General features: G+C 68.7%; 21 protein-coding genes. 9 read left to right on the top strand and 12 right to left on the bottom strand.

Annotated elements, in window-relative coordinates; genetic code table 11:
- Nucleotides 1–141: 141 nt before the first annotated feature.
- Nucleotides 142–1,908: a fused MFS/spermidine synthase gene (locus AAF430_19495; GenBank protein ID MEM7412423.1), complete on the top strand. Its 1,767-nt coding sequence runs from the start codon at nt 142–144 to the stop codon at nt 1,906–1,908.
- A gap of 75 nt (nt 1,909–1,983) precedes the next feature.
- Here the strand turns inward: AAF430_19495 and AAF430_19500 are convergent, their stop codons facing one another.
- The 4 genes from AAF430_19500 to AAF430_19515 form a co-directional block, all read right to left on the bottom strand.
- On the bottom strand, nt 1,984–3,102 hold the full coding sequence (locus tag AAF430_19500; GenBank protein ID MEM7412424.1) for a serine/threonine-protein kinase: 1,119 nt from the start codon (nt 3,100–3,102) through the stop codon (nt 1,984–1,986).
- An 8-nt stretch (nt 3,103–3,110) separates the two neighbouring features.
- On the bottom strand, nt 3,111–3,494 hold the full coding sequence (locus AAF430_19505; protein MEM7412425.1) for an FHA domain-containing protein: 384 nt from the start codon (nt 3,492–3,494) through the stop codon (nt 3,111–3,113).
- Between the two features lie 127 nt (nt 3,495–3,621).
- The gene (locus tag AAF430_19510) at nt 3,622–4,284 is read right to left on the bottom strand and encodes a helix-turn-helix domain-containing protein (GenBank protein MEM7412426.1); all 663 of its coding nucleotides are present in this window, start codon (nt 4,282–4,284) and stop codon (nt 3,622–3,624) included.
- A 33-nt stretch (nt 4,285–4,317) separates the two neighbouring features.
- Nucleotides 4,318–5,604, bottom strand: coding sequence for an acyl-CoA dehydrogenase family protein (locus AAF430_19515; protein ID MEM7412427.1), 1,287 nt, complete (start codon nt 5,602–5,604; stop codon nt 4,318–4,320).
- A gap of 167 nt (nt 5,605–5,771) precedes the next feature.
- Between AAF430_19515 and AAF430_19520 the strand changes: the two genes are divergently transcribed.
- From AAF430_19520 to AAF430_19530, 3 genes are all read left to right on the top strand, one after another.
- A complete protein-coding gene (locus AAF430_19520; protein ID MEM7412428.1) occupies nt 5,772–6,650 on the top strand; it encodes a phytanoyl-CoA dioxygenase family protein in 879 nt (292 codons plus the stop codon).
- Nucleotides 6,651–6,703: 53 nt separating this feature from the next.
- A complete protein-coding gene (locus AAF430_19525; protein MEM7412429.1) occupies nt 6,704–7,270 on the top strand; it encodes a TetR/AcrR family transcriptional regulator in 567 nt (188 codons plus the stop codon).
- A 209-nt stretch (nt 7,271–7,479) separates the two neighbouring features.
- Entirely contained in the window at nt 7,480–8,094 is a 615-nt protein-coding gene (locus AAF430_19530; GenBank protein MEM7412430.1) for a plastocyanin/azurin family copper-binding protein, read from the top strand.
- Nucleotides 8,095–8,164: 70 nt separating this feature from the next.
- Here AAF430_19530 and AAF430_19535 read toward each other — a convergent pair whose 3' ends face one another.
- Nucleotides 8,165–8,446 carry a hypothetical protein gene (locus AAF430_19535; GenBank protein MEM7412431.1) on the bottom strand — a complete coding sequence of 94 codons (282 nt, stop codon included), beginning with the start codon at nt 8,444–8,446 and terminating at the stop codon, nt 8,165–8,167.
- A 394-nt stretch (nt 8,447–8,840) separates the two neighbouring features.
- On the opposite strand from AAF430_19535, the gene AAF430_19540 reads away from it, so the two are divergent.
- Nucleotides 8,841–10,103 carry a CoA transferase gene (locus tag AAF430_19540; GenBank protein ID MEM7412432.1) on the top strand — a complete coding sequence of 421 codons (1,263 nt, stop codon included), beginning with the start codon at nt 8,841–8,843 and terminating at the stop codon, nt 10,101–10,103.
- Here the strand turns inward: AAF430_19540 and AAF430_19545 are convergent.
- Genes AAF430_19545 through AAF430_19560 form a run of 4 tightly spaced genes read right to left on the bottom strand, consistent with a single transcriptional unit; the run spans nt 10,100 to nt 14,546 of the window.
- Complete coding sequence (locus tag AAF430_19545) at nt 10,100–11,128, bottom strand: ABC transporter ATP-binding protein (protein ID MEM7412433.1); 1,029 nt, start codon at nt 11,126–11,128, stop codon at nt 10,100–10,102. The genes AAF430_19540 and AAF430_19545 overlap by 4 nt on opposite strands.
- A gap of 3 nt (nt 11,129–11,131) precedes the next feature.
- Complete coding sequence (locus AAF430_19550) at nt 11,132–12,643, bottom strand: iron ABC transporter permease (GenBank protein MEM7412434.1); 1,512 nt, start codon at nt 12,641–12,643, stop codon at nt 11,132–11,134.
- Entirely contained in the window at nt 12,640–13,674 is a 1,035-nt protein-coding gene (locus AAF430_19555) for an extracellular solute-binding protein (GenBank protein MEM7412435.1), read from the bottom strand. Before AAF430_19555 ends, AAF430_19550 begins: the two co-directional genes overlap by 4 nt.
- Nucleotides 13,674–14,546, bottom strand: a complete 873-nt coding sequence (locus tag AAF430_19560) for a hypothetical protein (protein MEM7412436.1) — start codon at nt 14,544–14,546, stop codon at nt 13,674–13,676. The genes AAF430_19555 and AAF430_19560 overlap by 1 nt, the downstream gene beginning before the upstream one ends.
- A gap of 212 nt (nt 14,547–14,758) precedes the next feature.
- Between AAF430_19560 and AAF430_19565 the strand changes: the two genes are divergently transcribed.
- Nucleotides 14,759–16,837 carry a S9 family peptidase gene (locus tag AAF430_19565; protein MEM7412437.1) on the top strand — a complete coding sequence of 693 codons (2,079 nt, stop codon included), beginning with the start codon at nt 14,759–14,761 and terminating at the stop codon, nt 16,835–16,837.
- Nucleotides 16,838–16,947: 110 nt separating this feature from the next.
- Nucleotides 16,948–17,871, top strand: a complete 924-nt coding sequence (locus AAF430_19570; GenBank protein MEM7412438.1) for a hypothetical protein — start codon at nt 16,948–16,950, stop codon at nt 17,869–17,871.
- Between the two features lie 27 nt (nt 17,872–17,898).
- On the opposite strand, the gene AAF430_19575 is transcribed toward AAF430_19570, so the two are convergent.
- The 3 genes from AAF430_19575 to AAF430_19585 form a co-directional block, all read right to left on the bottom strand.
- Nucleotides 17,899–18,900 carry a zinc-binding dehydrogenase gene (locus AAF430_19575; GenBank protein ID MEM7412439.1) on the bottom strand — a complete coding sequence of 334 codons (1,002 nt, stop codon included), beginning with the start codon at nt 18,898–18,900 and terminating at the stop codon, nt 17,899–17,901.
- A 5-nt stretch (nt 18,901–18,905) separates the two neighbouring features.
- Nucleotides 18,906–19,538: a nitroreductase family protein gene (locus AAF430_19580; protein MEM7412440.1), complete on the bottom strand. Its 633-nt coding sequence runs from the start codon at nt 19,536–19,538 to the stop codon at nt 18,906–18,908.
- Nucleotides 19,539–19,715: 177 nt separating this feature from the next.
- Nucleotides 19,716–20,600: a crotonase/enoyl-CoA hydratase family protein gene (locus tag AAF430_19585; protein MEM7412441.1), complete on the bottom strand. Its 885-nt coding sequence runs from the start codon at nt 20,598–20,600 to the stop codon at nt 19,716–19,718.
- A gap of 216 nt (nt 20,601–20,816) precedes the next feature.
- On the opposite strand from AAF430_19585, the gene AAF430_19590 reads away from it, so the two are divergent.
- Both AAF430_19590 and AAF430_19595 read left to right on the top strand, forming a co-directional pair.
- Nucleotides 20,817–22,571 (top strand): amidohydrolase family protein, encoded by a 1,755-nt coding sequence (locus AAF430_19590; protein MEM7412442.1) that lies wholly within the window; start codon nt 20,817–20,819, stop codon nt 22,569–22,571.
- Between the two features lie 55 nt (nt 22,572–22,626).
- Nucleotides 22,627–24,045: a phosphotransferase gene (locus AAF430_19595; GenBank protein MEM7412443.1), complete on the top strand. Its 1,419-nt coding sequence runs from the start codon at nt 22,627–22,629 to the stop codon at nt 24,043–24,045.
- Nucleotides 24,046–24,068 lie beyond the last annotated feature (23 nt).

Below are 24,068 nucleotides of genomic sequence, written 5' to 3' on the forward strand. Positions count from 1 at the left end.
ACCGATCAAGAAAGGCAGTCAAGCCCCTCATTCCCGGATGTTTTCGCCGATCTCGTTGCCCAAGCCCGGGCGCCGCGCGCTGGCCTATCGTCCCGGCCGTTCCTTCTCGAGGGGCGCCAGGGAAACCGGGGGAGACCAGCCGTGCACGCGACGCCGTCATCACACCGATCGTCACGTCGTCGCGCCGCGGCGCTGACGCTCTCGCTCGCGCTGGTGTTCGCCTGCGCGTCGCCGCCCGCGCCTGCGCCGCCCGCGGTCGCCCCCGAAGCCGGAAGCGGCTTCGAGCCCGAGCGCGCGATGGCTCACTGGGCGGCGCTCCACGCGATGCGCGATCGGAGTCTGGGCAGCGCGGGCGCCGACGAGGCGCGGGCCTACCTGCGGGCTGAGCTCGAAGCACTGGGACTCTCTCTCGTCGAACAGCGCTTCCCGATCGAGCGCGTGAAGACGGGCAACGAGCGGCTGCTCCGGAACCTCGTGGCCGAGATCCCCGGCGCTTCGAGCGACGTCTTCCTGCTGGTGACCCCCTACGACACGCATGCGTCCCGAGACGTGCGTGCGCGCCCGGCCACGGATGCCTCGGGGGCGGCGGTGATGCTCGAGCTGGCGCGCGTGCTCTCCGAAAAGTCGTTCCCGTACACGGTGTGGCTCGCCTTCCTCGAAGGAGAGGCGCCACCCGAGGACGAAACCGAGAAGTCCCGCAGCGACCATGGGAGCCGCGCGCTGGCACGCCGTCTGCGGTTCCTCGAGGCCAACGCCGATGTGCGCCTGGTCGTCGCGACCGAACACGTCTGCGACGCCGGTCTGCGGATCGCGCGCGATCGACAATCCCACCGCAACACGCGGAGCGCGTTCTGGCGGGCCGCCCAGCGCGTGGGGCACGGGGAGACCTTCCCGCGGACTGCGCGCTACGAGTCTCCGCGGGCGAGCCACCGCGCCCTGCTCGACGCGGGGTTCCGGAACGCCGTCGCGCTGGTCGGATCGACGGCGGGTGACGCTGCGAGCAGCGTTTCCGACGATTGCTCCCCCGAGAGTCTGGCAGCCGTCGGGGACGTGACGCTCGCGGCGCTCGACCGCACCGGAAAGCGCTTCGCCAAGATCGACCGCTATGCCGATTCGGGGGGCGCGGGCGGGTTGGCGCTCGAACAGCTCCAGGTGCTGCGCGCGATGCGGTCATCGGAGTGGAACGGCATCGTGCGGGTCGAGGACGAGGGCGGCACGCGTCGTCTCATCACGGGTCCGGAAGAGAAACGCCTGCTCCAGAGTTCGATGGAGCTGGCCGAGCCGCATCGGCTCGTCGACAACTACACCCAGATCTCCTCGATTCTCGCGAGCCTGCATGCGGACCCCCGGCGGGTCTTCAACATCGGACTCGGCGGCGGCGTCCTGCCTCGCTTCCACCTGCATCGCTATCCCGAGAGCCAGGTGCAATCCGTCGAGATCGATCCGGTGGTGATCACCTTCGCCGAGCAGTTCTTCGGGGTCGTGGATCCGCGTCACGCGATCCTCGAAGGCGATGGGGCGGCCGCCCTGCGACGCAGTGAAGGCGGCTACGACATCATCGTCGTGGACGCGTACTCGGATACCGATGGCGTTCCCGGCGTGTTCAGGAAGCAGCCGTTCGTCGATGCTCTGCCCCGCAAGCTCGCCGACGAGGGAATCGTGGTGGCGAACCTGTGGGCGAGGGATCCGAGCGCCTTCGAGCGCCTGGTGTCCTCCTACAAGCGCAAGTTCTCCCGCGGCGTGCGCGTCACGATTCCGGAGGCGAAGAACCACATCGTGGCGGTCGGTGGCTCGTCCAACCTGACCTGCGCGGCTTTCGAAGCGGCCCTCGATGCGTGGATCGCCGAAGGGTCGGCGGACGTCGCCTGGCCCGAAGACGATCCCACCCCGCGCTGCCGCGACCTCTGAGCCGCCGCGGGGACCCCAGGAGAGGTCAGTCGACCGCGAGAATCGGCGGACCCGATTCCGCGGAACCCATTCGCATCAAGGCGTTTCCGGCGCCTCGGTCGTCGCCTCGGCGGCCCCGCCAATGCCCAACCAGGCGAGGTCCCAGGTGGGTCGCAACTCGATCGGCGTGGACATCGCGACGGCGGTCGCGAGGCCAGCCACTGCCGCGGCCGCCGCGATCCAGCGTCGCAGCCCGGCGCGCGGTTCGGGGGCGGTCGTCTCCGCCCGTCGAGTCCGGCCGCGGCCGGGGAGCAGCTTCGCGTCGGCGATCCACGCCGCGATCTCGGCGCGGGCCGCCGCGGGAGGGGTAGGGCCGAGAATCTGTTCGAGGGCCCGGACCGCGTCTGCCGTCGCGGCGGGCCGGCGCTTCGCCTTCGGCTGGAGACAGCGCGCGACGAACCGCGTGAGGGCGCGGGGAGTGCCGCGACGCGCGCGTCGCAGCGGGACGAAGTGCCCGCCCTCGATCCGCTGCAGCAGGGACCGTTCGTCGGCCGTCTCTTCGTCGTTGGGGTCGCGCGGGTCGAAGGGGACGCGTCCCGCGAGCGACTCGTAGAGCAGCACGCCCAGCGCGAAGAGGTCCGAGCGCGCGTCGACCTTCTCGCCGCGCAGCTGTTCCGGGGACATGTAGGCGGGCGTACCGAGCGATACGCCGCTCCGCGTGAGGGAGCGCGCGCGGGCATCGTGGGCGATCCCGAAGTCGGTGATCTTCACCTCGCCCCCGCGACCGAGGAGCACGTTGTCGGGCTTCAGATCCCGGTGCACCAGGGCGCGGCTGTGGAGCTCCTCGAGACCGCGCGTCACTTCGAGGGCAATGAGCGCGGCGATGCGCGGCGGCAAGCCGCCGCCCTTGGCGACGGCGCTCGCCAGGTCGAGGCCGTCGACGAACTCGCACACGATGTAGGGCTCGCCGCGCCAGGCGAAACAGTCGTAGACGCAGACCACGTTGGGGTGGTGGATCGCCGCCGCCGAGCGCGCCTCGCGGAAGAAGCGCGCCTCGGCCTCCTCGTTCTGCGCAAGCTCCCGGCGCATGCGCTTGAGCACGACCGGTCGGTCGAGGGAAGGCTGGCGGGCGACGTACACCACGCCCATCCCGCCTTCGGCGAGTTCTCGCTCGACCTCGTAGTTGCCGATCTTGCGCGGCTTCGGCGCGGTCATCCCCGCGCTCAGGCGTCGACCACCCAGGTCCGGGGTGGCTTCTCGCGCTTCTCGAGCACGAGCTCGAACACGTGGGCGCCGAGCTCGACCCGGTCGCCGTGGGCGAGGGCGCGGGTAGCAACGGTCTCACCGTTCACGCGCACGCCGTTGGTGCTCTCGAGGTCGGTCACCGAGAACACACCCCCGATCTGCTCGAAGGCCGCGTGCTGTGCCGACATGCGGTCGTCGGTGAAGGCGAGGTCGACATCCGGGCCGCGACCCACGACCACGCGTTCCGCGTCGAGGGGGTACTCGCTTCCCTCGGCCCCGCCCGCGATCTGGACGAGCGTCGCGGACCAGCCGCTCTGCTTCCCGCCTGCACTGGGGCTGCGCACCGTCTTGCCATCACGCATGAGAGACTCCTTCGCGGCGCGCGGGGGATGCGCGCGCTCGATGTCGTCTCGGCTGGCTCGGGTGTGACGCCCTGTGACACAAATCACCGCAACTCGTGTGCAGCAAGGCGGCAGGCGGGGGGCGCTCTCAGTCGGCTCGCGCGCGGGAACGCTCCCGTTCTTCGAGGAGTCGGAGCGTTTCGTCCGAGACCTCGGCACCGAGCACCCCCGAGACCAGATCGACCAGGTCGCTGACGAAAAGACGATGATCGCCGCGCCGGCGCGCGGCGGCCCGCCGGCCCAGTTCGGAGAAGCACAGGTGCATCGCCGAGAAGCGCCGGTGCAGGGGCAGGGTGGTGCCCGCACTGTGGCGCTTCGCCAGCTCGTGCCAGCGGTCGAGCTCGGTCCCGTCGAAGGGGCCGCGCCGGCGCAGGTTCGCCGGGTCGCCGATCAGCTCGGCGACGATCCGCAGGTAGTCGCGTCCCGGGGCGTCCTCGAGCAGCGCCGCTGCGGGTCGCACCAGCGCTCCCGCGAGCGCCCGGACCGACGGCGCGGGGTCGGCCTCGAGGGCGTCGAGGAGCGCGCCCCGTCCCGCGCCCACGCGTTCGTGGAAGGGCGTGAGCACGGCGAAGAGCAGGGCGTCGCGATCTCCGAAGTGGTACTGCACCGCATTGTTGTTGCGCTGCTCGGCCGCGCGGCCCACCTCGCGCATCGATACGCCGTCGATCCCGCGCTCGGCGAACAGCACCCGCGCCGTGTCGATCAGCGCCTGTCGGCCGCCCGAGGCGGCTTCTCGCTTGGCGGTCCCCATCGCGCCACTCGCTCCGCGAAGCCCGGCGCGTTCCTAGCGGCGGCCCCGCTTCTCGCGGTAGGCCTTCCAGCGTTCGGCGGCCTCGGCGAGCTCGGTGTTGACGTCGAAGATCGGCTGCATCTTCTTCCAGGCTTCGTCCCGCTTGTAGGGCAGGAACTCGCGCGGGAAGTTGCCTTCGTGGGCCTCGTATTCGCGGAGCAAGCGGCGTGCGACCGTCGCCTTGTGGACCTCGTCAGCACCGTCCGCGAGCCCCATGGTCGGCGCTGCCGCGTACATGTCCTGCAGCGGCGTGAGGTCGGTCGTGCCGAGCGAGCCGTGGATCTGCAGCGCATCGAAGGAGATCTCCCGCAGCACCCGGGACATGGTGAACTTCACGGTCGCGATCTCGGTGCGCGACTCCTGCCCCGAGGTACGGTCCATCTTCCAGGCGGTCTCGAGCACCAGCAGGCGCAGCATCTTCAGCTTGGCGTAGGACTCGGCGATCTTCTCCTGCACCATCTGGTGCTCGGCGATGATGGCGCCGTGCGACTCCCGCGAGAGCGCGCGCTCGCACATCATGTCGAAGGCCAGCTTGCACTGGGCAATCGTGCGCATCGCGTGGTGGATGCGACCGCCGCCGAGGCGGCGCTGAGCCAACACGTGGGCGCCGTTCTCGGGCCCGAGCAGATGGTCGAGGGGCACCCGCACGTCGCGGTAGAAGATGTGATTGTGGTTGCGCGGCTCGGGCATGATTTCGACGCCCGGCGACTCGCGCGGCACCACGAACATGCCGTTCGTGCACATCACGAAGAGGATGTCCGCGACGCGCCCGGCGGAGGTGAACCACTTCTCGCCGTTGATGACCCACTCGTCTCCGTCGCGGACGGCGGTCGTCTCGAAGAGCTTCGGGTCCGAGCCGCCCTGGGGCTCGGTCATCGAGTAGGCCGAGAACATCTCCTGGTTGAGCAGCGGCTCGAGCCAGCGCTTCTTCTGCTCCTCGGTGCCGTGGGCGGCAAGCATCTCCATGTTGCCCGTATCGGGAGCGGCGGCGCCAAAGAGCTGGGGCGCGGCCGGGTAGCGGCCGAGGATCTCGTTCACGAGGGCGAGCTTCAGCTGCCCGAAGCCGGGGCCGCCCAGCTCCTTGTCGAGGAACAGCGCCCACAGGCCCTGGTCCTTCACCTCCTGCTGGAGTTCGCGGACGTAGGCCTTCACGGCGGGGTCGGGCAGGCGGACGGCGTGCGGGAAGATGTGTCCGAGGGGTTCGACCCGCTCATCGCAGAACTGCTGGATCCAGTCGAGCTTCGCCTGGAATTCGGGCTCGGTCGAGAAGTCCCATGCCATCGGGGCGTCCTTTCGTGGCGCGGTCCGGAGCCGCGCGGAAGCGTTCGAATCGTGATTGCTGAAGGCGAGCATATCAAAAAATAAGACGATTGCCTCAATCGGGAGGAGGCTTGCGGTCGACGGAGGTTCGCTGTTTACTGAGTTGGACTCAGTAAGGAGTTCGACCGATGACCGACCCCCGGCCCCCGGGTCTCCCTGGCAAGGAAGCGGCGGCGTACTTCCAGACCGACCTCGCCCGCAAGTACCCGTTCACCCGGAGTGAAGCGGCGGCGCAGGTACCCGAGGCCGTCATCGCGGCAGACCTCGAGACCGTGCGCCGCGACGGGTACCTGGTGATTCCATCGCTGCTGAGCCACGACGAGCTCGGCGCGATCCGAGACGGCGTCGCGCCCTTGCTCGGGCATGCGGGCCGCAACGACTTCGAGGGCGTCCAGACCCAGCGGGTGTACGCGGTGCTCGAGAAGACCCGGGCGCTCGATGGGCTCGTGGCGCACCCGCGCATCCTGGCGCTCCTCGATCGGATGTTCCTGCCGAACTACCTGCTCTCGCAGGCGCAGGTCATCAACATTCAGCCCGGCGAGCAGGCGCAAGCGCTCCACACCGACGATGCCTTCTACGCCGTGCCGCGCCCCCGGCCGCCGCTCGGGGCCGCGACGGTCTGGGCGATCGATCCGTTCACGGCCGACAACGGTGCGACCGTGATCGTCCCCCGGAGCCACACCTGGGGCGACCAGCGCACGCCGCGGGTCGCCGACGGGCCGACCCCGGCGACGATGCCCGCAGGCTCCGTGGTGTTCTACCCGGGGACGCTGTGGCACGGGGGCGGTGAGAACCGAACGCCGGCACCGCGTCTCGCGATCACCTGTCAGTACTGCGAGCCCTGGGTCCGGACCCAGGAGAACTATTCGCTCTCGGTGAGCCGCGAGACGGTGCGGGTGCTCTCCGAAGATCTGAAGCGCCTGCTCGGCTACAGCATCCATCCGCCTTTCATGGGCATGGTGAACGGCATGCATCCGAAGCGTCTGCTCGAGGACGACGCCTCCTGAGCGCTCCCGCACGTCGTACGCGTCGACCGGCGAAGGTTGCGCGCCGCACCCTGATCGACGCCGCGCGTGACGTGCTGCTCGAAGGGGAGGGCAGCCTCGAGGTCGCGGCGGTGGCGCGGCGCGCCGGCGTGTCCGAGAGCCTGGCCTACTACCACTTCCAGAACAAAGCCGGCCTGCTCGATGCGATGGTCGAAGACTTCTACGAGCGCCTCGACGAGTCGATCACCGCGGTGCCGTTCGCGGGAGCGACCTGGCGCGAGCGCGAGCAGAGCCGCGTGGAGGCGATCATCGCGTTCATGTACGAGGACCCGGCGGCGCGGTTCGTGGCGAACGTGGTGGCGTCGGACCCCTCGCTTCTCGAGCGACAACGCGATCGCGAGCAGCGCCTCGACGCGCTCGGGGCGCGCAACATCGCCCAGGCCCAACGCGACGGCGAGATCGATCCGGCACTGGACCCGCACCTGTTGGTCTCGATGATCCTGGGCGGGGTGCTCGCGGGGGTGAATCGCGCATTGTCGAGCGATCCGCCGAAGCCGCGCCGCCGTGTCGAGCGCGAAGTGTGGTCGTTCGTCTCACGGGCCGCGGGGCTCGCCTCGCGCGGGGATCTCTCGAAACCCTAGCGGCGTCTCGCTCCAGGCCAGGGGCGATCTTCGCCCGAACGGGCCCTCCGACTCCACCGGCGTCGGCGATGTCCGGTGCGCTCGCAGAGTCGCGTCGTCTGACTATCCTAGGGCCGCGGGTTACCGGGGGGTGTCGTTGCCTGCCCCGTGCCCGCGCTTTGGATTCGCGAACAGGGAGACGAAAGACGATGGTTTCCGATCAGAAAGCGATGCGACGATCCGCGGGGTTGGGGGTGCTGCTGACGGCACTGTTGCTTGTCGCATGTGGGCAGGGAGGCTCGGACGGAGGCGGGAGCGCACCGGATCCCAGTCCCCCGCCGGCGACGACCCCGAGCGAGCCGCCGCCCGCGGCGATGGATCCGCCGGAGCCCGAGCCGGCACCCGAACCTGCGACGCCGCCCGCCCCGGAGGCGCCGAGCCCCGATGCCGCCGTGACCGACGACGGCACGACGGTGACGGTGGCGCTGACCGGGAACGACGCTCTCCAGTACAACCTCGACGAGATCCGGGTTCCCGCCGGGCGCCGGATCCGGCTGACGCTCACCCATGTCGGCCAGGGGCCGAAAGAGAGCATGGGACACAACTTCGTGCTGCTCGCGCCGGGCACCGACATGACGACCTTCGGTCTCGCGGCCGCGACCGCCGCAGCGACGGGTTACATCCCCGAGGACCAGCGGGACAAAATCCTCGCAAACACCGATGTCGTTGGCGGCGGCGAGTCGACCACGATCGAGTTCGACGCGCCGGCTCCCGGAACCTACGACTACCTCTGCTCGTTCGTCGGTCACTTCAGCGTGATGAACGGGAAGCTGATCGTCGAGTAGCTCCGCGCGATCGGTGCTCGCAGGCTCGAACCGGGCGGCGCCAGACGGCGTCGCCCGGAGCTCGCTCCTGCTAGCGGGATCGAAGGAAGCGCAGGCGATCGCGCCACCGCACGTACCAGGGGCGCGGCGGATTCCGGACGAGTTCCAGCTGGACGTCATCCATCGTTTGGATGGCGAGTCCGTGATCCTGCGCGCGCATCACCTGCAGCTCGAGCCGACAGCTGTCGCAGCCCGCCACGTGTTCCTTGACGTCGAAACCGCTCGCCGAGGTGTCGAGGGCTCCGAACTCGAAGGACTCCAGCTCCTCGGGGGTCGGATGCCGGTCGCCGCAGTGCTCTTCGGTCTTCCGCATTCCAATCACCATGCTCGTCCCTACCGACCTGGAACCGCGTACAAGCGCGAACTCCTCGAGGTTGGCGGGCGATTCATGTCTCCTCGGTGAGCCGGCCTCGGCGATGCGGCCCTACACGTGCGCCGAATGAGGTCGACGATGGGTGCGACGCGCTTCGAGGCTGGCGGCGGCGAGGCGATTCGAAATCGGTCGTCCCAACGAGCATAGGCGCTCTGCCGGGCATCGCTCGTCAGCTGGGGGTTCCCAGGCCGTAGGGTCTCCCCGCGCCTGCAGGCCCTGCCTGGAGCTGGGCTCCGTTGCACCCGACGGGCGAGATCCTATCCTGCGCCGTTCCGGCGGAGTTCCGCCGACGAGCGCCGTTTCGACGCGCCCGCCCTCCAGAAGAGACTCAGCCATGCGAACCCGAGCCGAACTCAACGAATTCATCGCAGGTCAGCGCCAGGCCCACTGTTTCGAAGGCCTGCCGCTGGAGGGAAAACGAGTCCTCGATATGTCGACGGTCGTCGCCGCGCCCTATGCCGCGTGCATGCTCGGAGACGCCGGCGCCGACATCATCAAGATCGAGAACCCGAAGATTCCGGATGCGTTGCGCGGCTGGAGCACACTCACGGAGCTCGGCATCGAGCCCTATCACTCGGTCGTGGGTCGAAACAAGTTTCCCGTCACGATCAACATGAAGGCCGACGAGGGCAAGGAGATCTTCACCGAGCTCATCAAGCAGAGCGACGTGTTGATCGAGAACATGCGGGTCGGCGCGATGGACCGGCTCGGTTTCTCCCACGAGCGGATCCTCGAGATCAATCCGGGGATCATCATCGGCAAGGTGTCGGGCTACGGGATGACCGGGCCGAAGAACCAGCAACCCGGCTTCGGCACCCTCGCCGAGGCGTACAGCGGCTTCTCCTACCTGAACGGAGACTCGGAGAAGGGCCCGCTCTCTCCGCCCCACGCCCTCGCCGACCTGACCACCGGCATCCACCTGGCCTACGCGATCTCTCTCGCGATGATGCGTCAGGAGCGCGGCGTGAGGGGCGGTCAGGTCATCGACATCTCCCTCTACGAGGCCCTCTTCGGCTACTTCGGCGGAGAGTTCGTCGGCTATAAGCTGACCGGCGAGAACCCGGAGCCGATCGGCAACGAACTCCGATCCGCCGCCCCGCGTAGCGTGTACCGGACGAAGGACGAGCGCTACATCGCGCTCTCCTGCTCGGCGCAGAAGCCGTGGGAGAACCTCGCGAAGGTCATGGGGCAACCCGAGCTGATCGAGGACGAACGTTTCAAGACGAACGTCGACCGGATCGGCAACCGCTACATCCTGAACGACATCATTCAGGAGTGGCACTCGACCAAGACCGAGGCCGACGTTCTCGAGATCTGCTCGAAGGAAGGCATCACCGCCGGCCCGATCCTCACGATGGCCGACATCGACGAGGACGAGCACTACGCGGAGCGCGGCAGCTTCTACTACGTGGAAGATCCGGCGACGGGGATCGACCTCAAGATGCCGAACGTTCCGTTCCGTCTACTCGGGAGTCAGGAGACGCGCATCCGGTTTCCCGGCCTTCCGCAAGCATCCGCGAACGACGTGGTCTACGCCGAGCTTCTCGGTTACGCGCAGGAGAAGGTCGACGCACTGCGCGAAGCGGGCGCGATCTAGCGCTTCATCGCTGGATCGGGACCGAAGGCGGCGAACGACCGATCTTCGACGACCCTCAAGCGCACTCCCTGGCCCACCTCGAGCCGCGGTTCCTGCGTGGATCGCACGGACACGCGCGTCTCGTCGCCGAGGGCGATCGCATAGAGACAGCTCTCTCCCTCGTACCGCGCCGCGACGATCCTCCCGTCGGCACCCTCGTCGGCTGCGGTCGCGATGAGGTCGCCGGGTCGGACGAGCACGTCGACGGCTCCGGAAGCGCCATCGACGAACCGGCAGGGCAACCGACCGAGCGCGGTCTCCGCCTCTGCGTCCACCCGCTTGCCGGACAGGAACGTCGCTTCCCCGAGGAAGCCCGCCACGAAGCGGTTCGCGGGTGCGCGGAAGCAGACCTCGGGCGTGTCCAACTGCTCCAACTGGCCGTCGCGAAGCACGCCGAGGCGATCTCCGATCGAAAGGGCCTCTTCCTGATCGTGGGTGACCCAGAGGGCGGGCACCTCTGCGCGCTTGAGGGCGGCGCGGATGTCCCAGCGCAGGGTGTCCTTGAGCGTGGCGTCGAGATTCGAGAGCGGTTCGTCGAGCAGGACCAGGGCCGGCCGGTGCGCGAGGGTGCGGGCCAGCGCGACGCGTTGCTTTTGTCCCCCCGAGAGCGTGAGGGGCTGGGCGTCGCGCAGAGAGCCGAGATCGAGCAGCTCGATCCACGGCTCCGCGTCCGCGACGTCGTCCAGGCGAAACGACACGTTCTGAAACACCGTGAGGTGGGGAAACAGGGCGAAGTCCTGAAACACCATGCCGACCTTGCGCCGTTCCGGCGGGACGGAGCTGCGAGCGGTGGCGGTCCAGTCTCCGAGCTGGACCTGGCCCTCGGCGATCGAGACGAGGCCCGCAATGGCGCGAAGCAAGGTGGACTTTCCACAGCCCGTGGGACCCACGAGCGTGACGATCTCACTGGCGTCGATCGAGAGATCGAAGGCTTCGATCACCCGGTGGGAGCCGTAGTCGACGCTCAGCTGGGAGACGGTGAGCAAGCACTAGCCTCGCGGGTTCCCGGACTGCCGAGACATCCCCTCTCCAGAGAACAGGAACGCCAAGCCTAGCGCCGAGAGGACGATCAGAAGCAGGCCTGGTACCGCGGCTCTCCCGAAGAGTCCCGCTTCGTAGACGCGCCAGAGGTAGGTGGCGAGGGTCTCGAAACCCGTCGGTGCGAGGAGCAGCGTGGCCGGTAACTCGCGCATCGCTTCCAGGAATACCAGTGCCGCGCCGGCCACGATGCCGCGGCTCGTGAGCGGGACGCTGACGCGCCGGAACGTCTCGAAGGAGCCTGCCCCCAGGAGTCGCGAGGCGCCGACCAGCTGCGCGTCCAGCACCTCGGCACTGCTCCGTATGCTGCCGACGGCGAGCGGGAGGAATCGAATCACGTAGGCCGCCACGAGCATCGCCAGGGATTGATAGAGCACAGGGACCCCGAGCCCCACATACACGAGGGCGGTGCCCATCACGATCCCGGGGATGCCGAACCCGAGGTACGTCACGCGCTCGAGCGTTCGTCCGAGCCGGCCGCGCAGTGCAGCGAAGGCCACGGGGAGCCCGGCCGCTGCGGCGACTCCGGCGGCGAGCAGCGAGGCCCGCGCCGAGTTCCAGGCGATCTTCGGGTCGAAGTGGGAAGCGCCCTCGCGCCAGAGCCAGAGCGAGAACACCCCGACGGGCAGCAAGAGTGCGAGCCCGACGATCGGGGCGACGCTGGCGCAGATCGCGGGCAGGATGCGAGCCGAGGGGTGCAACGTGGCGCCAGCGCCCGGCTGCTCGCGCGTGCTGGCCACGCGAGACTCGACGATCAGCACGACCCCGACGATGGCCATGAGCTGGAGTGACAGCAGCGCCGCCTGGCTCAAACCGAACGCGTTGTACTCGACGTAGATGGCCCGTGTGAAGGTGTCGAGATTCATGATCGCGGGCGTGCCGAAGTCCGAGAGCGCGTACAGGGCCGCCAGCAGCGCACCGGCGGCGATGCTGCTGGCCGCGCGGGGCAGGGCGATGCGCCGAAGGCTCTCGAGCCAGGGCATTCCCAGGGTGCGCGCGGCGTGGAGGAGGTTGGCGTCCTGTCCGAGGAGGGCGGCGCGGGTGGTCAGGAGCACGAACGGGTAGGTGTAGAGCACCAGCACCAGTGTCGCGCCGGGCAACCCGCTGACCGCCGGCAACCGCCATCCCGTCAGGCCCTCGATTTCTCCCCCGGGACCGAACGCCGCGACCATCGCGAACGCACCGAGGTAGCTGGGGAGCGCGAGCGGCGCCGCCAGGACCACCAGCCACGCGCGGTCCCACGGAAGCCGCACGAACGCGGTCAGCACCGCCAGCGGCACGCCGATCAAGGTGGCTCCCATGGCGGTCAGCGCAGCGAGCGCAACGGTATTGGCGAGCAGTGGCCACGCGCGCGCGTCGAACGTCGGTTCCTCGAAGGCGAGGCGCACCAACACCGTGAGCGGCAGCACCGCGAGCGCTGCCACCACGAGCGCCGGGAGGTAGACGCCCGGCCAGCGTCTCACAGCACTCCGACTCCGCGCATCAGGTCCAACGTGGGGCGCAGGTCGGCCAATCGGGTGAGATCGACCTTCGGGGGACGCACCGTGGTGAGGTCGGGCAGTCCTGCCGGGGGTGTTCCGCCGAGGATCAGGGGGATCTCGTAGGCCTCGGTCGCCAGGTACGCCTGGGCCTCGACGGTCAGGAGGTATCGAATGAAGTTCGCGGCGAGTTTCGACCCCGCCAGCGCCACGATACCCGAAGCGTTGACCAGGCAGCCGGCGTCGTTCTCGGTGAACGCGAGGGCGACCCGTGCATCGGGCTTCCCGGCGCGGAGTCGCAGCGTGTAGTAGTGGTTGGCGAGCCCGACGTCCACCTCGCCCCTCTCGACCCCGAGGACCACGCCCAGTTCACCGGCGTAGCGCTTCGCGACGCGGTTCATGCCCTCGAGCCACTGCGCGGTTGCGGCATCTCCCTGGAGCAGGCGCATCGCCGTGACGAACGACTGGAACGACGCGTAGGCCGGGGCCCAACCGATGCGCAAGCCGCTCTCGGGCAGCGCCATGATGCTTCGGGGCACGGCTTCCCGGGTCAGCTTGTCGCGGTTGTAGGGAAGGGTTCGAATGCGCCCCGAGATCGGGACCCAGTGTTCGTATTGGAAGCCGGGCTGGAGCTGAGCGGAGAGTTCCTTCGGCAGGGGTTGGGCCAGCCCCTGGTCGGCGACGAGGCCGATGGCGCCCGAGTCGACCGCCCAGAAGAGATCGGCACGCCGAACGCCCGCGCGCGCCTCGGCGACGATCGCATTGGCGAGGGCCGCGGTGGGGCCGCGCCGAATGGCGAGCTCGAGGGACGGATTGCGTGACTCGATGGCCTGCAGGATGTCCTCGTAGAGGCCGCCTTCGCCCCGCCCGAGGTAGAGCGTCAGCTTCCCCTCGAGACGCGGGAGGGCATCGACCGAGACCCCTGTCTCAGAGCCGGCCCAGGCACGCAGCGGCGGCGGCAGGCAGGCCCAGCCGGTCAGTGCCGCCGCGGTCTGGAGGAAACGGCGTCTGCGCACTAGAAGACGGGCTTGCGCTTCTTTTCGGCCGCGGCCAGCAGGCCGCGAGCGCGCTCGAGCTTCGTCTGCATCCCTTCGACGATCTCCCGCACCCGGTCGACACTTTCGCCCTTCTCGATCGCCTGGGGAAGCGTCACGTTGAAATCGACCTCCAGGGACTCCACGAGCTCGGCATCGAGTTCGATCAGTGCGCCTTCGACGCCCTCGAACTGGTCCTGGTACGTATCGAAGACGATCGACTTCGCCTCGTCATTCAGGCGCTCGGCGAACTTGGCGACGACGCGGTCGAGGCGCTGCTCCACCTGGACCAGAGTCGCGGTGGGCGTCGTGGGTTTCCCGGTCGTCGTCTGCGCAGCGCCGCCCTGCTTCTGGACCTTGGCGGCCATCTTGACCGCACCGAGGGCCTCCCAGAGCACCCGCTCCAGCTTGGCGTCCTCGGACCGCACTTCCGCGATCGGCGCTTCGCGTTCGATCGCGGTGCGTACCCCGAACAGGCCCTGCCAGATCGACGCGTAGATCGGGATGTAGCTGGTCTCGATGGCGGCGTGGAAGTCGACGCCTTCCCAGATGTCGATGACGCGCTCGGGCTTCGCGGCCTTCGCTCCCGACTTCTCGTAGGTGGAGACCATCTCGTCGATCTGCGCGAGGATCGAGTGAACCTCCTCCTCGTAGTGCGTGAGATGGGCCTGGAGATCCTTGACGTGCTCGCCCGGCACGCCGCTCGCGTACGCGGGTTGGGTGACGACGCCGAAAAGGCATACGAGGGTGAGCGTCCGAAGGAAGTTCGCTGAGAAGTAAGAAGAGAGTCGGGTGCGCTCGCATTCGATGCAGCGCACGCGGGTCTGATTCGATGCCTGCTCGATCGGTTCCATGGCTTCCACCTGTCTTGCCCGAAGAATGCGGGTTGGCTGGCAATGGCCTGCGGACGCGTCGGGCGAGAGGCTGGATGCGGGTGGCGCAGGGCGGTCGCGGCAGAGAATAGCAGCGGAGCCTCGGCCGCGAGGGTAGGGCGCAGGCGTGTGTCGCCGATCCACTCTGCGACACGATCTTGCCACGCCGGGCGGCCCGCCCTTAGGCTGCACGGGTGGTCCGCAGCCCCGCGATCGTGTTGATCGCCGCACTCGTCGGCATGCTTTCGAGCCTCTCGTCGTGCCGGCCGACCATTCTGGCGACGGGAGCGCGTCCCGCGGCCGAGCGGTCCGAAGACGGACGCGCGCCGGCCGCCGCCTTCTTTCGGAAACCCTTGCTCTCGCACGTCCGGATCTCACCGGACGGACGCCATGTCTCGGGCGTCCATTCGAGGGCCGGCCGAGAAATTCTGATGATCCGCGAAACCCGGGGCGGCGAGCTCGTGCCGCTCGCGGCCCTCGATCGCGACGACGCGGGCGCGAGCGCGACGCTGCGGAGGGTCGGCTGGGCGAGCGACGACCATCTGCTGCTGAGCGTCGAGTCCCCCTATCGGGAGTCGGGGGCGTTGCGGGTGCAAGCCCGCCAGAGTCGTTTGATCTTGGTCCCCACCGATGGGGGACGGATGCGCTACCTGGGGAAGCGGTGGGAGAATCAGGAGTACTTCCAGTACCAGGACGACATCATCCACTGGCTTCCGGACGATCCCGAGCACGTTCTGGTGAGCCTGCGCAAGCCGACCGAGAAAGGCGCCGGCGCGCGGCGTCTCCACATCCGAAGTGGCCGGATGCGGACGGTTGCGGCGCCCCGGACCGGCGTCTTCCGCTGGGCCGCGGATCATCTCGGCCGGGTCCGAGCGGGCTGGGGCGAACCCCGCCGTGATTCAGAGCGCTTCCTCTACGCGCGCACGAGCGGGGAGGGCTCCTTCGAAGAGATCCTGCGCTGGAATCCCTGGGAGGAGACGGGCTTCGATTTCGCCGGTTTCAGCGAGCGCGAAGAGCAGATCTACGTGTGGAAGCGCGACGAGCGCGGCCGCAGAGCGCTCTACCGCTACGACCTCGCCGAGCAGCGGCTGGAAGGCGTGGTCTACCAGCATCCCGAGGTCGACGTCGGCAGGCTCCTGCACTCGCGGGTCGACGGAAAGCTCCTGGCGGCCGAGGTCGTGACCGATCGACCGCGGCTGCAGTTCTTGGACGAGGATGCGCGTCTCCTCCACGCCTCGATCGACGAGGCGTTGCCGAATCGAACCAATCGCCTGATCAGCGCGAACCGGGATGAGACGCGCTTCATCGTGCGATCCAGCAGCGACATCGTGCCTCCCCAGTACTACGTCTTCGATCGAGAAGAGCGTTCCTTGTCGCTGTTGCTGTCCGCCTACCCCGAGCTCGAGGGATCGACGTTCTCGCCGATGCAAGCCATCGAGTACGAGGCGCGCGACGGCCTCGTGATCCCGGGGTACCTGACCGTCCCGGCGGACGCGGGCGACGCGCCCCTGCCGACGATCGTGATCCCGCACGGGGGCCCGTGGGCGCGGGACGTCTGGGGGTGGGATCCGGTCGTGCAGTTTCTCGCGAGTCGCGGATTCGCCGTCCTGCAGCCGAACTTCCGCGGTTCGAGCGGCTACGGACAAGCGTTCGAGTCCAAGGGCTACGGCGCCTGGGGCCTCGCGATGCAGGACGACATCACCGATGGCGTTGCCTGGCTGGTCGAGCGCGGGATCGCCGACCCCGATCGCGTCGGCATCTTCGGGGTGAGCTACGGCGGGTTCGCGGCTCTCTACGCGCTCGTGAAGGAGCCCGGGACGTTCCGAGCGGGCGCGAGCTTCGCCGGCGTGGCCGATCCGCTCACCTTGCTCGACGACGACCAGGAGTACTGGGGGTTGATCGACGACATGGAGCAACTGGTCGGACATCGCCGTCGCGATCGCGATGCCCTCGAGGCGATCTCACCGGTTCGGAATGCGCATCGGATCCGGGCGCCGGTCTTGCTTGCGCACGGCACGAAGGACCCGCGCGTTCATGTGCGACACGCGCACAAGCTGGCGAGCGCCCTCGAGCGGAACGAAGCCGATGTGGAGGTGCTGCTCTACGAGGGAGAGGTCCACGGCTTCCTCGACGAGCGCAACGAGATCGACTTCTACACCCGTCTCGCCGCGTTCTTCGAGCGCCACCTCGCTCCGCGACCCGCCGGGCCGCCCGCATCCGAACCGCTCGACGATGCAGGTCGCGCGCAAGCTCCGACGCCGGCCCGCTTCTAATTGAAATTGAAATTCAATTCTACTAGGATGCGGAGGCCAGCCACCGCTCGCTCCGATTGACGACGCGTCTTCGCTCGGCCCCGGCCGGGCCTGGGAAGGGGACGATCGACATGTGGATCCGAGCGTTCGTGGCTGTCTTCTTGCTGCTCGCTGCGACCGGTACGAGCGTGGCTCGAGCCGCCACGGTCGCCTTCGCGACCCCGAGTATCGACCGTTGGAACTCGGCGGTGAACCCGACGCCGGGCTACCGCGCGACGGCCTCGGCGTTCGCGGCGGCGGCGCCGGGTAGCTCCGGATTCGAAGACCTGTTCACGACTCAGTTGCTGGGCTTCGACACCACGGCTTCCGTCACGGCGGGTCTCGGGGACGCGAACTACCAGATCGTGTCCGCCACCCTGACGCTCGCGTTGGATCCGGCGACCTCCTACACGTACGACCCCACCTACGATGCACTCGGTACCTACACGAGCGGCGACCCCGACGATCCGGGGCGGCCGGTGGAGTTGTACGGGAACGGGTTCCGCGGGGGCTTCACGGGCGCGACCTATGTCGAGGGAAGCCCCTCCACGCCGGGGACGCCGTGGGGACCTCCGGGAGCGCCCTTCGCTGCGGGGACGCGCTTCGCCTATCCCACGGATGCCGCGGGGGGCGCACTACCGGACGTCTCCAACCACCTCACGGACGGCTTCGAAGCGACCCCGTTCGCCGTTGGGCAGGTCGCCGGCCTCGCTGCGGGTGATCTCGTCGCGGGACCGGGCGCGATGGTCTTCGACATGGTGCTGAGCGCCGACGTGATCGCCTATCTCCAGGCGGGCCTCGACGACGGCTTCCTCGGCTTTCACGTGGCGTCGAAGCTGGTGCCCGTCGGAAGCGGGAATTCGGACTTTCCCAGCTTCTACAACAGGGAGAGTGGGCTGGGTGCCTCGTCCCTCTCGCTCGACCTCGTCGTGGTCCCCGAGCCCGCGTCGGGCAGCCTCGTCGTGCTGGGTCTCCTGCTCGTCGCCGCAGCGCGCCGCGGGACACGACGCGACTAGCCGTCGCGGCTTTGACGAGCGCCGCCGTCAGATCTCGATGACGACCTTGCCGAAGACGCGCCGGTCGATCAGGGACTGGAGCGCCTGGGGGAGACCTTCGAGCGGGACCACCGAGTCGATGATCGGCTCGAGTTCTTTCTGGGCGACGAGATCCAGGACCTGGCGCTGCTCGTCGGGCGTCCAGCCGTTCGAGCCGAGGATGCGCTGTTCGTAGGTCCAGATGTAGCGGATGTCGGTGGGCGGGTTGAAGCCGATCGTGGCGCCGCAGGTGAGCATCCGTCCGTCGTGGCGCAGGCAACGCAGCGAGTCGGCCCAGGTGTCGCCGCCGATGTAGTTGATCGCGACGTCGACTCCGCTCGCGCCGAACATGCGCGGCCTTCCCGCGATGGCCTGCACCGCTTCGACCCAGTCGTCCGCGCGACTGTCGATGACATGGTCCGCACCGATCTCGCGCAGGGCCGCATGCTTCTCTTCGGAGCCGAGCGCGATCACCTCGGCGCCCACGGCCTTGGCGAGCTGTACGCAGCCCGTGCCGACCCCGCCGGTCGCGCCCAGCACGAGCACCTGCTCGTTCGCCCGCACCGCTCCGCGCGTGACCATCATGCGATAGGCGGTGCCGTAGGCGATGGGCAGGCTCGCCGCCTGCACGTCGGTGACCGCGTCGGGGATCGGCAGCAGGTTCGCGACCGGGATCCGCACGCGTTCGCAGGCGGCTCCCGTTCGCGTCTCGCCCGTCATGCCCTCGCCGAACACGAAGGGGTGGGGGCAGACCCGGTCGCCGATCTGCCAGCTGCCTTTGTCGGTGTCGTCAGCGAAGCCCGCGATGCGCCCGGCGAAGTCACCGCAGGGCACCATCGGCATCGGCGTCGCGAGCGAGGTGGTCCCGGCGAGCATCATCGGATCGAACCCGTTGAGCGACGTGGCGGCCACCTCGACCAGTGCGTCGCCGGGCCGGAGCTCGGGTTCGGGGAGATCCTCGACGTGGAGCTCGTCGATGGTTCCGTGGCGGTGGTAGACGACGGCCTTCATCGGGTTCACCAGCCGTTGCGGTGAGCGTAGTGGGCGACCGGCTGACGCTTCGCGGGTTGGAAGGTGTCGCCCTTGTGGAAGCCGACAGCCAGCATGACGGCCTGGGTGAAGTCGTCGGGCAGGCCGAGGACCTCGGCCGCGGCGTCTGCCTGTGCGAGGTGGAGCGTGGTCCACGTGGCGCCCAGTCCCTTCGTGCGCGCCGCCAGCATGAACGACCAGGCGGCGGGCAGGATCGACCCGTAGGCCGAGGCCTGCATGATCTGGGCCTGGGTCTCGTAGCGGCCCCGGACGCCGACGATCACCAGGGCGGGCATGCGGTGCATCTGGGCGCCGTGCCAGCGGAAGGTCTCGTGGGTGCGGCGGATCCCTTCGTGCTCCGCCGGGTCGGCGGCCGTCAGCGCCTTCGCTTCGATCTCGTCGATGTAGGGCAGATTCACCTGCTGGTAGAGCGTCCCGATCTGCTCCTTCTTCGCCGCGTCGTCGACGATCAGGAAATGGGGCTGCCATTCCTCGCCGCCGAGCGGTGCCTTCACCGCGATCTCGACGCACGCCTCGAGCGTCTCGTAGGGGACGGGCCGGTCGAAGTCGATTCGACGTCGCACGGCCTTGGTCGTGGTCAGGAGCTCGATCGCATCCATGTTCGGGTCCTCGGGCGGGCGCGAAGGTGGGGAAGGAAACGGGCGAACGCTCGATGGACGTCGGGTGGGTGATCCAATCCGCGAGACCGAGGGGCACGCCGGCACCTCCTGGGCACAGGGTAGGGCTCAGCCCCGGGCCGTGACGAGGGCCCGGATTGCGAGAAAAGAGACCTCGCTTCAGCCCAGCTCGCTGCGTTTGCGCGGCTGCTCCTCGCGCGGGGCCTGGCTGTAGTCCTGGAACGGACCATCGCGCCGGGTGATCACCTCGCGCACGCCCTCGGTGGCGGCGACGCGCACGAACTCACGGCCTTCGGGCGTGTTGCGCATGATGCCGTCGAGAATCGGACCCAGGGTCTGGGTGCTCTGCAGACCCTGGTTGTCGTAGGCCTGGTTCACGATCAGCTTCATCGTGGTGAGCTGGGTGAGCGGAATCGTCACGAGTTTCTCGGCGAGCCGCTGCACTTCGCCGTCGAGCTCCTCGAGCGGATGGGAGAAGTTGATCAGCTCGATCTTCGCCGCCTCCTTCCCGCTCACCCACTCCCCGGTCAGCGCGTAGTACTTCGCCTTCGCGAGGCCGAGCCGATGCACCCACATGCCGGTGAGATGGCACCCCCAGACGCGCGAGTAGGGCGTCCCGATGCGCGCGCAGTCCGAAGCCACGACCAGATCGGCACACAGGGCGAGCTCGGAGCCGCCGCCGACGCAGTAGCCGTGCACCTTCGCGATGGTGGGCTTGAGGCCGCGCCAGAGGCCCATGAACTGGGGGATGTAGCTGGTGTACCCGTTGGTGACCCCGTACACGTCCATGCCCGGGTCGTAGTTCGATTCCTGGATGCCGCCGTAGTGTTCGAGGCCTCCCGAAAAGTCGAAGCCACCACAGAAGTTGTCGCCGGCGCCTTCGAGCACGATCACCTTGATGTCGCGGTCGCGGTTGGCGTCGCGCAAGGCGTCGTCGAGGCCCTGAATCATCTCGATTCGCAGCGTGTTGGCCTTGTCCGGTCGGTTGAGAGTGATCGTCGCGATGCCGGAGTGCTTCGCGTACAGAACGACGGAATCGGTCATGGCGTTCTCCTGGCTCCGGACCGCGGTCCGGGGGTTGGGGCGTCGAGGACGAGTACCCCCGAGATCCGGGCGCACCGCAAATTTGGTCAGGAGAGGGTGCCGGGTTGACCGCGTGGATCGCGTCGCGGGGGCGCGAACGCGGTCCCTCTCTGTGGATCGCTCGCCCCGAAAAGCGCCTAGAATGGTCCGCACTGTCCCACGCAGAGGAGTCCCAGCATGCTCGACCTCAAGATCACCGGTGCCACGCTCGTCGACGGCACGGGCGCCCCGACCGAGACCGCCGACCTCGGCATTCGCGATGGCCAGATCGTCGCCCGCGGCAACCTGAGCGAGGCGTCGCGCGAGACGCTGGACGCCGACGGCGCCGTCGTCGCGCCGGGCTGGGTCGACGTGCACACCCACTACGACGGACAGGTCACCTGGGACGACACGATGGATCCGTCGGCCTCCCACGGCGTCACCACCGTGGTGATGGGCAACTGCGGGGTCGGGTTCGCGCCGGTGCCGAAGGGCGGTGAGCAAGAGCTGATCGAGTTGATGGAAGGCGTGGAGGACATCCCGGGCACGGCGCTCTACGAGGGCATGCCCTGGGGCCGCTGGGAGACCTTCCCCGAGTACCTCGACCTGTTGGCCGAGCGCGAGTACGCCCTCGACGTCGGCGCCCAGCTCGCCCACGGCTCGCTGCGCAACTACGTGATGGGCAAGCGCGGTCGCGACAACGAGGATCCCACCGCCGAAGACCTGCAGACGATGTGCGCGCTCGTCGAGGAGGCGATGCGCGCGGGCGCGATGGGCTTCTCGACCTCGCGCACGGTGGGGCACCGCTCGATCGGCGGCGACCCGGTGCCGGGCACCTTCGCCGAACGCGACGAGCTGGTCGCGCTCGCGCAGGCGATGCAGAAGGCGGGGAAGGGCGTGTTCGAGCTGATCCCCGCTAGCACCGTCGGCAAGCTCGAGAACCTCGGCGGCGAGAAGTACTCCCTCGAAGAAGAGTTCGACCTGATTCGCGCGATCGGACGCGTCGGTCGGCCGGTGACCTTCACGACGGTGCAGATCCCCGACTATCCCGACACCTGGCGCAACTACCTCGCCTGGTCGGCGGAAGAGAACGCGAAGGGCGCGAACCTGCGCCCCCAGGTGGCCGCGCGCCCGATCGGCTTCGTCACCGGGCTCCAGACCTACCACATGTTCCAGCGACGCCAGGCCTACCTCGCGATCGCGGAGCTTCCCCTCGAGCAGCGCGTCAAGGAGATGCGCCGCCCCGAGGTGCGACAGGCGATCCTCCAGGGCGAAGACGAGCCCGTCGAAGAGGCCGGCGCCATGGCGAACGTGCACGGGCTGCTGGGCCAGGTGGCGCCGTTCCTGTTCCCGATTCGGATGCCGATCGACTACGAACCCGATCCCAGCCAGATGCTCGGAAATCGGGCCGCGGAGACGGGTCAGCCGATCCACGAGGTGATGTACGACTTCCTGCTCGAGGACGAGGGGAGGTCGTTCGCGATCGTGCTCGGTTCCAACTACTGCGAGATGAACCACGACGTCATCCGCGAGATGCTTCTCGATCCCCACACGGTCACCGGGCTCTCGGACGCCGGCGCCCACGTCAACCTGATCTTCGACGCCGTCGCCCCGACCTACCAGCTGACCCACTGGGTGCGCGATCGCGCGCGCGGCGAGCGGCTGCCGATCGAGTGGCTGGTGAAGAAGCAGTCGGGAACGAACGCCGAGCTCTACGGGCTCACCGACCGCGGGACCCTCGAGGTCGGCAAGCGCGCCGACCTGAACGTGATCGATCTGGAACGCCTCGCGCTGGGCGGGCTCGAGCTGCACCGCGATCTGCCTGCGGGCGGCAGCCGCCTGCTCCAGCCGGCGAGCGGCTACGTCGCGACCTTCGTGAACGGCGTCCGCACCCGCGACCACGATCGCGACACCGGCGCGCGTCCTGGCCGGCTGGTCCGCCCGCTGGCCTAGGGCGCGCGGTCCCCGGAGCTTCACGACAGGCGGGCGTCGCGCGCGGAGGACCCCCATGTCGGCATCCACGGCCACGGAAGCCAGCCTCGACCCCGACGCCCTCGAAGCCCAGCAGCACGAGGGCATCAAGCGCTGGATCCGCGACGAGCTGGGCGGTGACGTGTCCGCGATCGAGCGTCTCGAACGCTGGCGACCCCAGTGGAAGGTCACCTACGAGAAGGACGGTCGCTCGCAGCACATCTTCGTGCGCGGCAATCGCCCCGTCTCCGGCCAGCACGCGCTGCGCTTCGAGATGGAGGTGATGGCGGCGCTCGAAGCCAACGGCATCAAGGTGCCCCACATCTACGGTTGGATGGATTCGCCGAAGGCCTTCGTGATGGACTGGATCGACACAGAGGATCGCGCACCCGGCATGCTCCATACCGCGATCGAGAATCCGTCGACGATGAGCGACGAGCGTTGGATGGCGATGCTCCACTACATGGAAGAGCTCGCGAAGATCCACGCCGTGCCGCTCGATGCGTTCTCCCACATCCGCGGACTCTCGGTGCCCGACTCACCGGCCGAGATCGCGCTCACCGCCACCGAGCGCATGTACCGCTACGGCGAGAAGGTCGGCGACATCGACGCGACCTTCGCGTTCCTGCAGGTCTGGCTGCGGCGCAACGTGCCCGCGCATCGCACCGAGCCGCGCTTCATCACGGGCGACGCGGGTCAGTTCATGGCGGCGGGAACCGAGGTGGCCGGGATCATCGATCTCGAGATCGCGACCATCGGCGATACGCATTGGGATCTGGCCTGCTTCCGCGGTCGCCACCCCTACGAGAACATGGGCGACATCCCGGCGCTCTATCGACGCTATGGCGAGGCGACCGGGGTGCCCGTGGATCTCCGCGTGGTGGGCTACCACACCGTGAACTTCCTGCAGCTATCGGCGATCGCGGCCAAGGCGTTCATGCACCCCGAGACCCAGGGTGCGAACTGGATCGAGGGCGTGCTCGAGTACGCGAGCATCACGCGCCGCGCGTTCGAGGCGATCGCCGAGCTCCAGGAGATCCCGCTGGACCACGACCTGCGTCTGCCCGAATCGAAGACCCAGTCCTGGGAGGACTCGGGTCTTCGCAAGCTGATCGTCGACATCGGGCGCTTGCCCACCTCGACCGCCTTCGAGCCCTGGGAGCGCGACCTGCTGGGCGACATTCCGCGCTTCCTCTTGAACTACTCGCGGTATCGCGACTGGTTCGAGACCGAAGCCGTGAACGACTTGCGCGACCTGGGGGATCGCACGACGGCAGATCTCCCGGCCGCGGATGCCGTGCTCTCGGAGCTGATCGCGGCGGACGACCCGGCCCACGACGCGCTGCTCGTACGGCTCCTCCACCGGCGTTCCCTGCGGCTGTCGATGATCGCGGCGGGCACCGATCCGGACCCGGCGAACCCGCTCTTCCACCGCCTGGATCCGATCCTCTCCTAGGCGGCGCGCGGCTTGCCGCGCAA

This window comes from Myxococcota bacterium (assembly GCA_039030075.1).
Lineage (GTDB): Bacteria > Myxococcota_A > UBA9160 > UBA9160 > SMWR01 > JAHEJV01.

Excerpts from the sequence above, each read along its gene's own strand:
- AAF430_19535 (MEM7412431.1), bottom strand. The coding sequence starts at position 8,446 with ATGCGGAAGACCGAAGAGCACTGCGGCGACCGGCATCCGACCCCCGAG.
- AAF430_19595 (MEM7412443.1), top strand. The coding sequence starts at position 22,627 with ATGTCGGCATCCACGGCCACGGAAGCCAGCCTCGACCCCGACGCCCTC.
- AAF430_19540 (MEM7412432.1), top strand. The coding sequence starts at position 8,841 with ATGCGAACCCGAGCCGAACTCAACGAATTCATCGCAGGTCAGCGCCAG.
- AAF430_19505 (MEM7412425.1), bottom strand. The coding sequence starts at position 3,494 with ATGCGTGATGGCAAGACGGTGCGCAGCCCCAGTGCAGGCGGGAAGCAG.
- AAF430_19575 (MEM7412439.1), bottom strand. The coding sequence starts at position 18,900 with ATGAAGGCCGTCGTCTACCACCGCCACGGAACCATCGACGAGCTCCAC.
- AAF430_19515 (MEM7412427.1), bottom strand. The coding sequence starts at position 5,604 with ATGGCATGGGACTTCTCGACCGAGCCCGAATTCCAGGCGAAGCTCGAC.
- AAF430_19510 (MEM7412426.1), bottom strand. The coding sequence starts at position 4,284 with ATGGGGACCGCCAAGCGAGAAGCCGCCTCGGGCGGCCGACAGGCGCTG.
- AAF430_19520 (MEM7412428.1), top strand. The coding sequence starts at position 5,772 with ATGACCGACCCCCGGCCCCCGGGTCTCCCTGGCAAGGAAGCGGCGGCG.
- AAF430_19570 (MEM7412438.1), top strand. The coding sequence starts at position 16,948 with ATGTGGATCCGAGCGTTCGTGGCTGTCTTCTTGCTGCTCGCTGCGACC.
- AAF430_19500 (MEM7412424.1), bottom strand. The coding sequence starts at position 3,102 with ATGACCGCGCCGAAGCCGCGCAAGATCGGCAACTACGAGGTCGAGCGA.
- AAF430_19530 (MEM7412430.1), top strand. The coding sequence starts at position 7,480 with ATGCGACGATCCGCGGGGTTGGGGGTGCTGCTGACGGCACTGTTGCTT.
- AAF430_19560 (MEM7412436.1), bottom strand. The coding sequence starts at position 14,546 with ATGGAACCGATCGAGCAGGCATCGAATCAGACCCGCGTGCGCTGCATC.
- AAF430_19585 (MEM7412441.1), bottom strand. The coding sequence starts at position 20,600 with ATGACCGATTCCGTCGTTCTGTACGCGAAGCACTCCGGCATCGCGACG.
- AAF430_19590 (MEM7412442.1), top strand. The coding sequence starts at position 20,817 with ATGCTCGACCTCAAGATCACCGGTGCCACGCTCGTCGACGGCACGGGC.
- AAF430_19580 (MEM7412440.1), bottom strand. The coding sequence starts at position 19,538 with ATGGATGCGATCGAGCTCCTGACCACGACCAAGGCCGTGCGACGTCGA.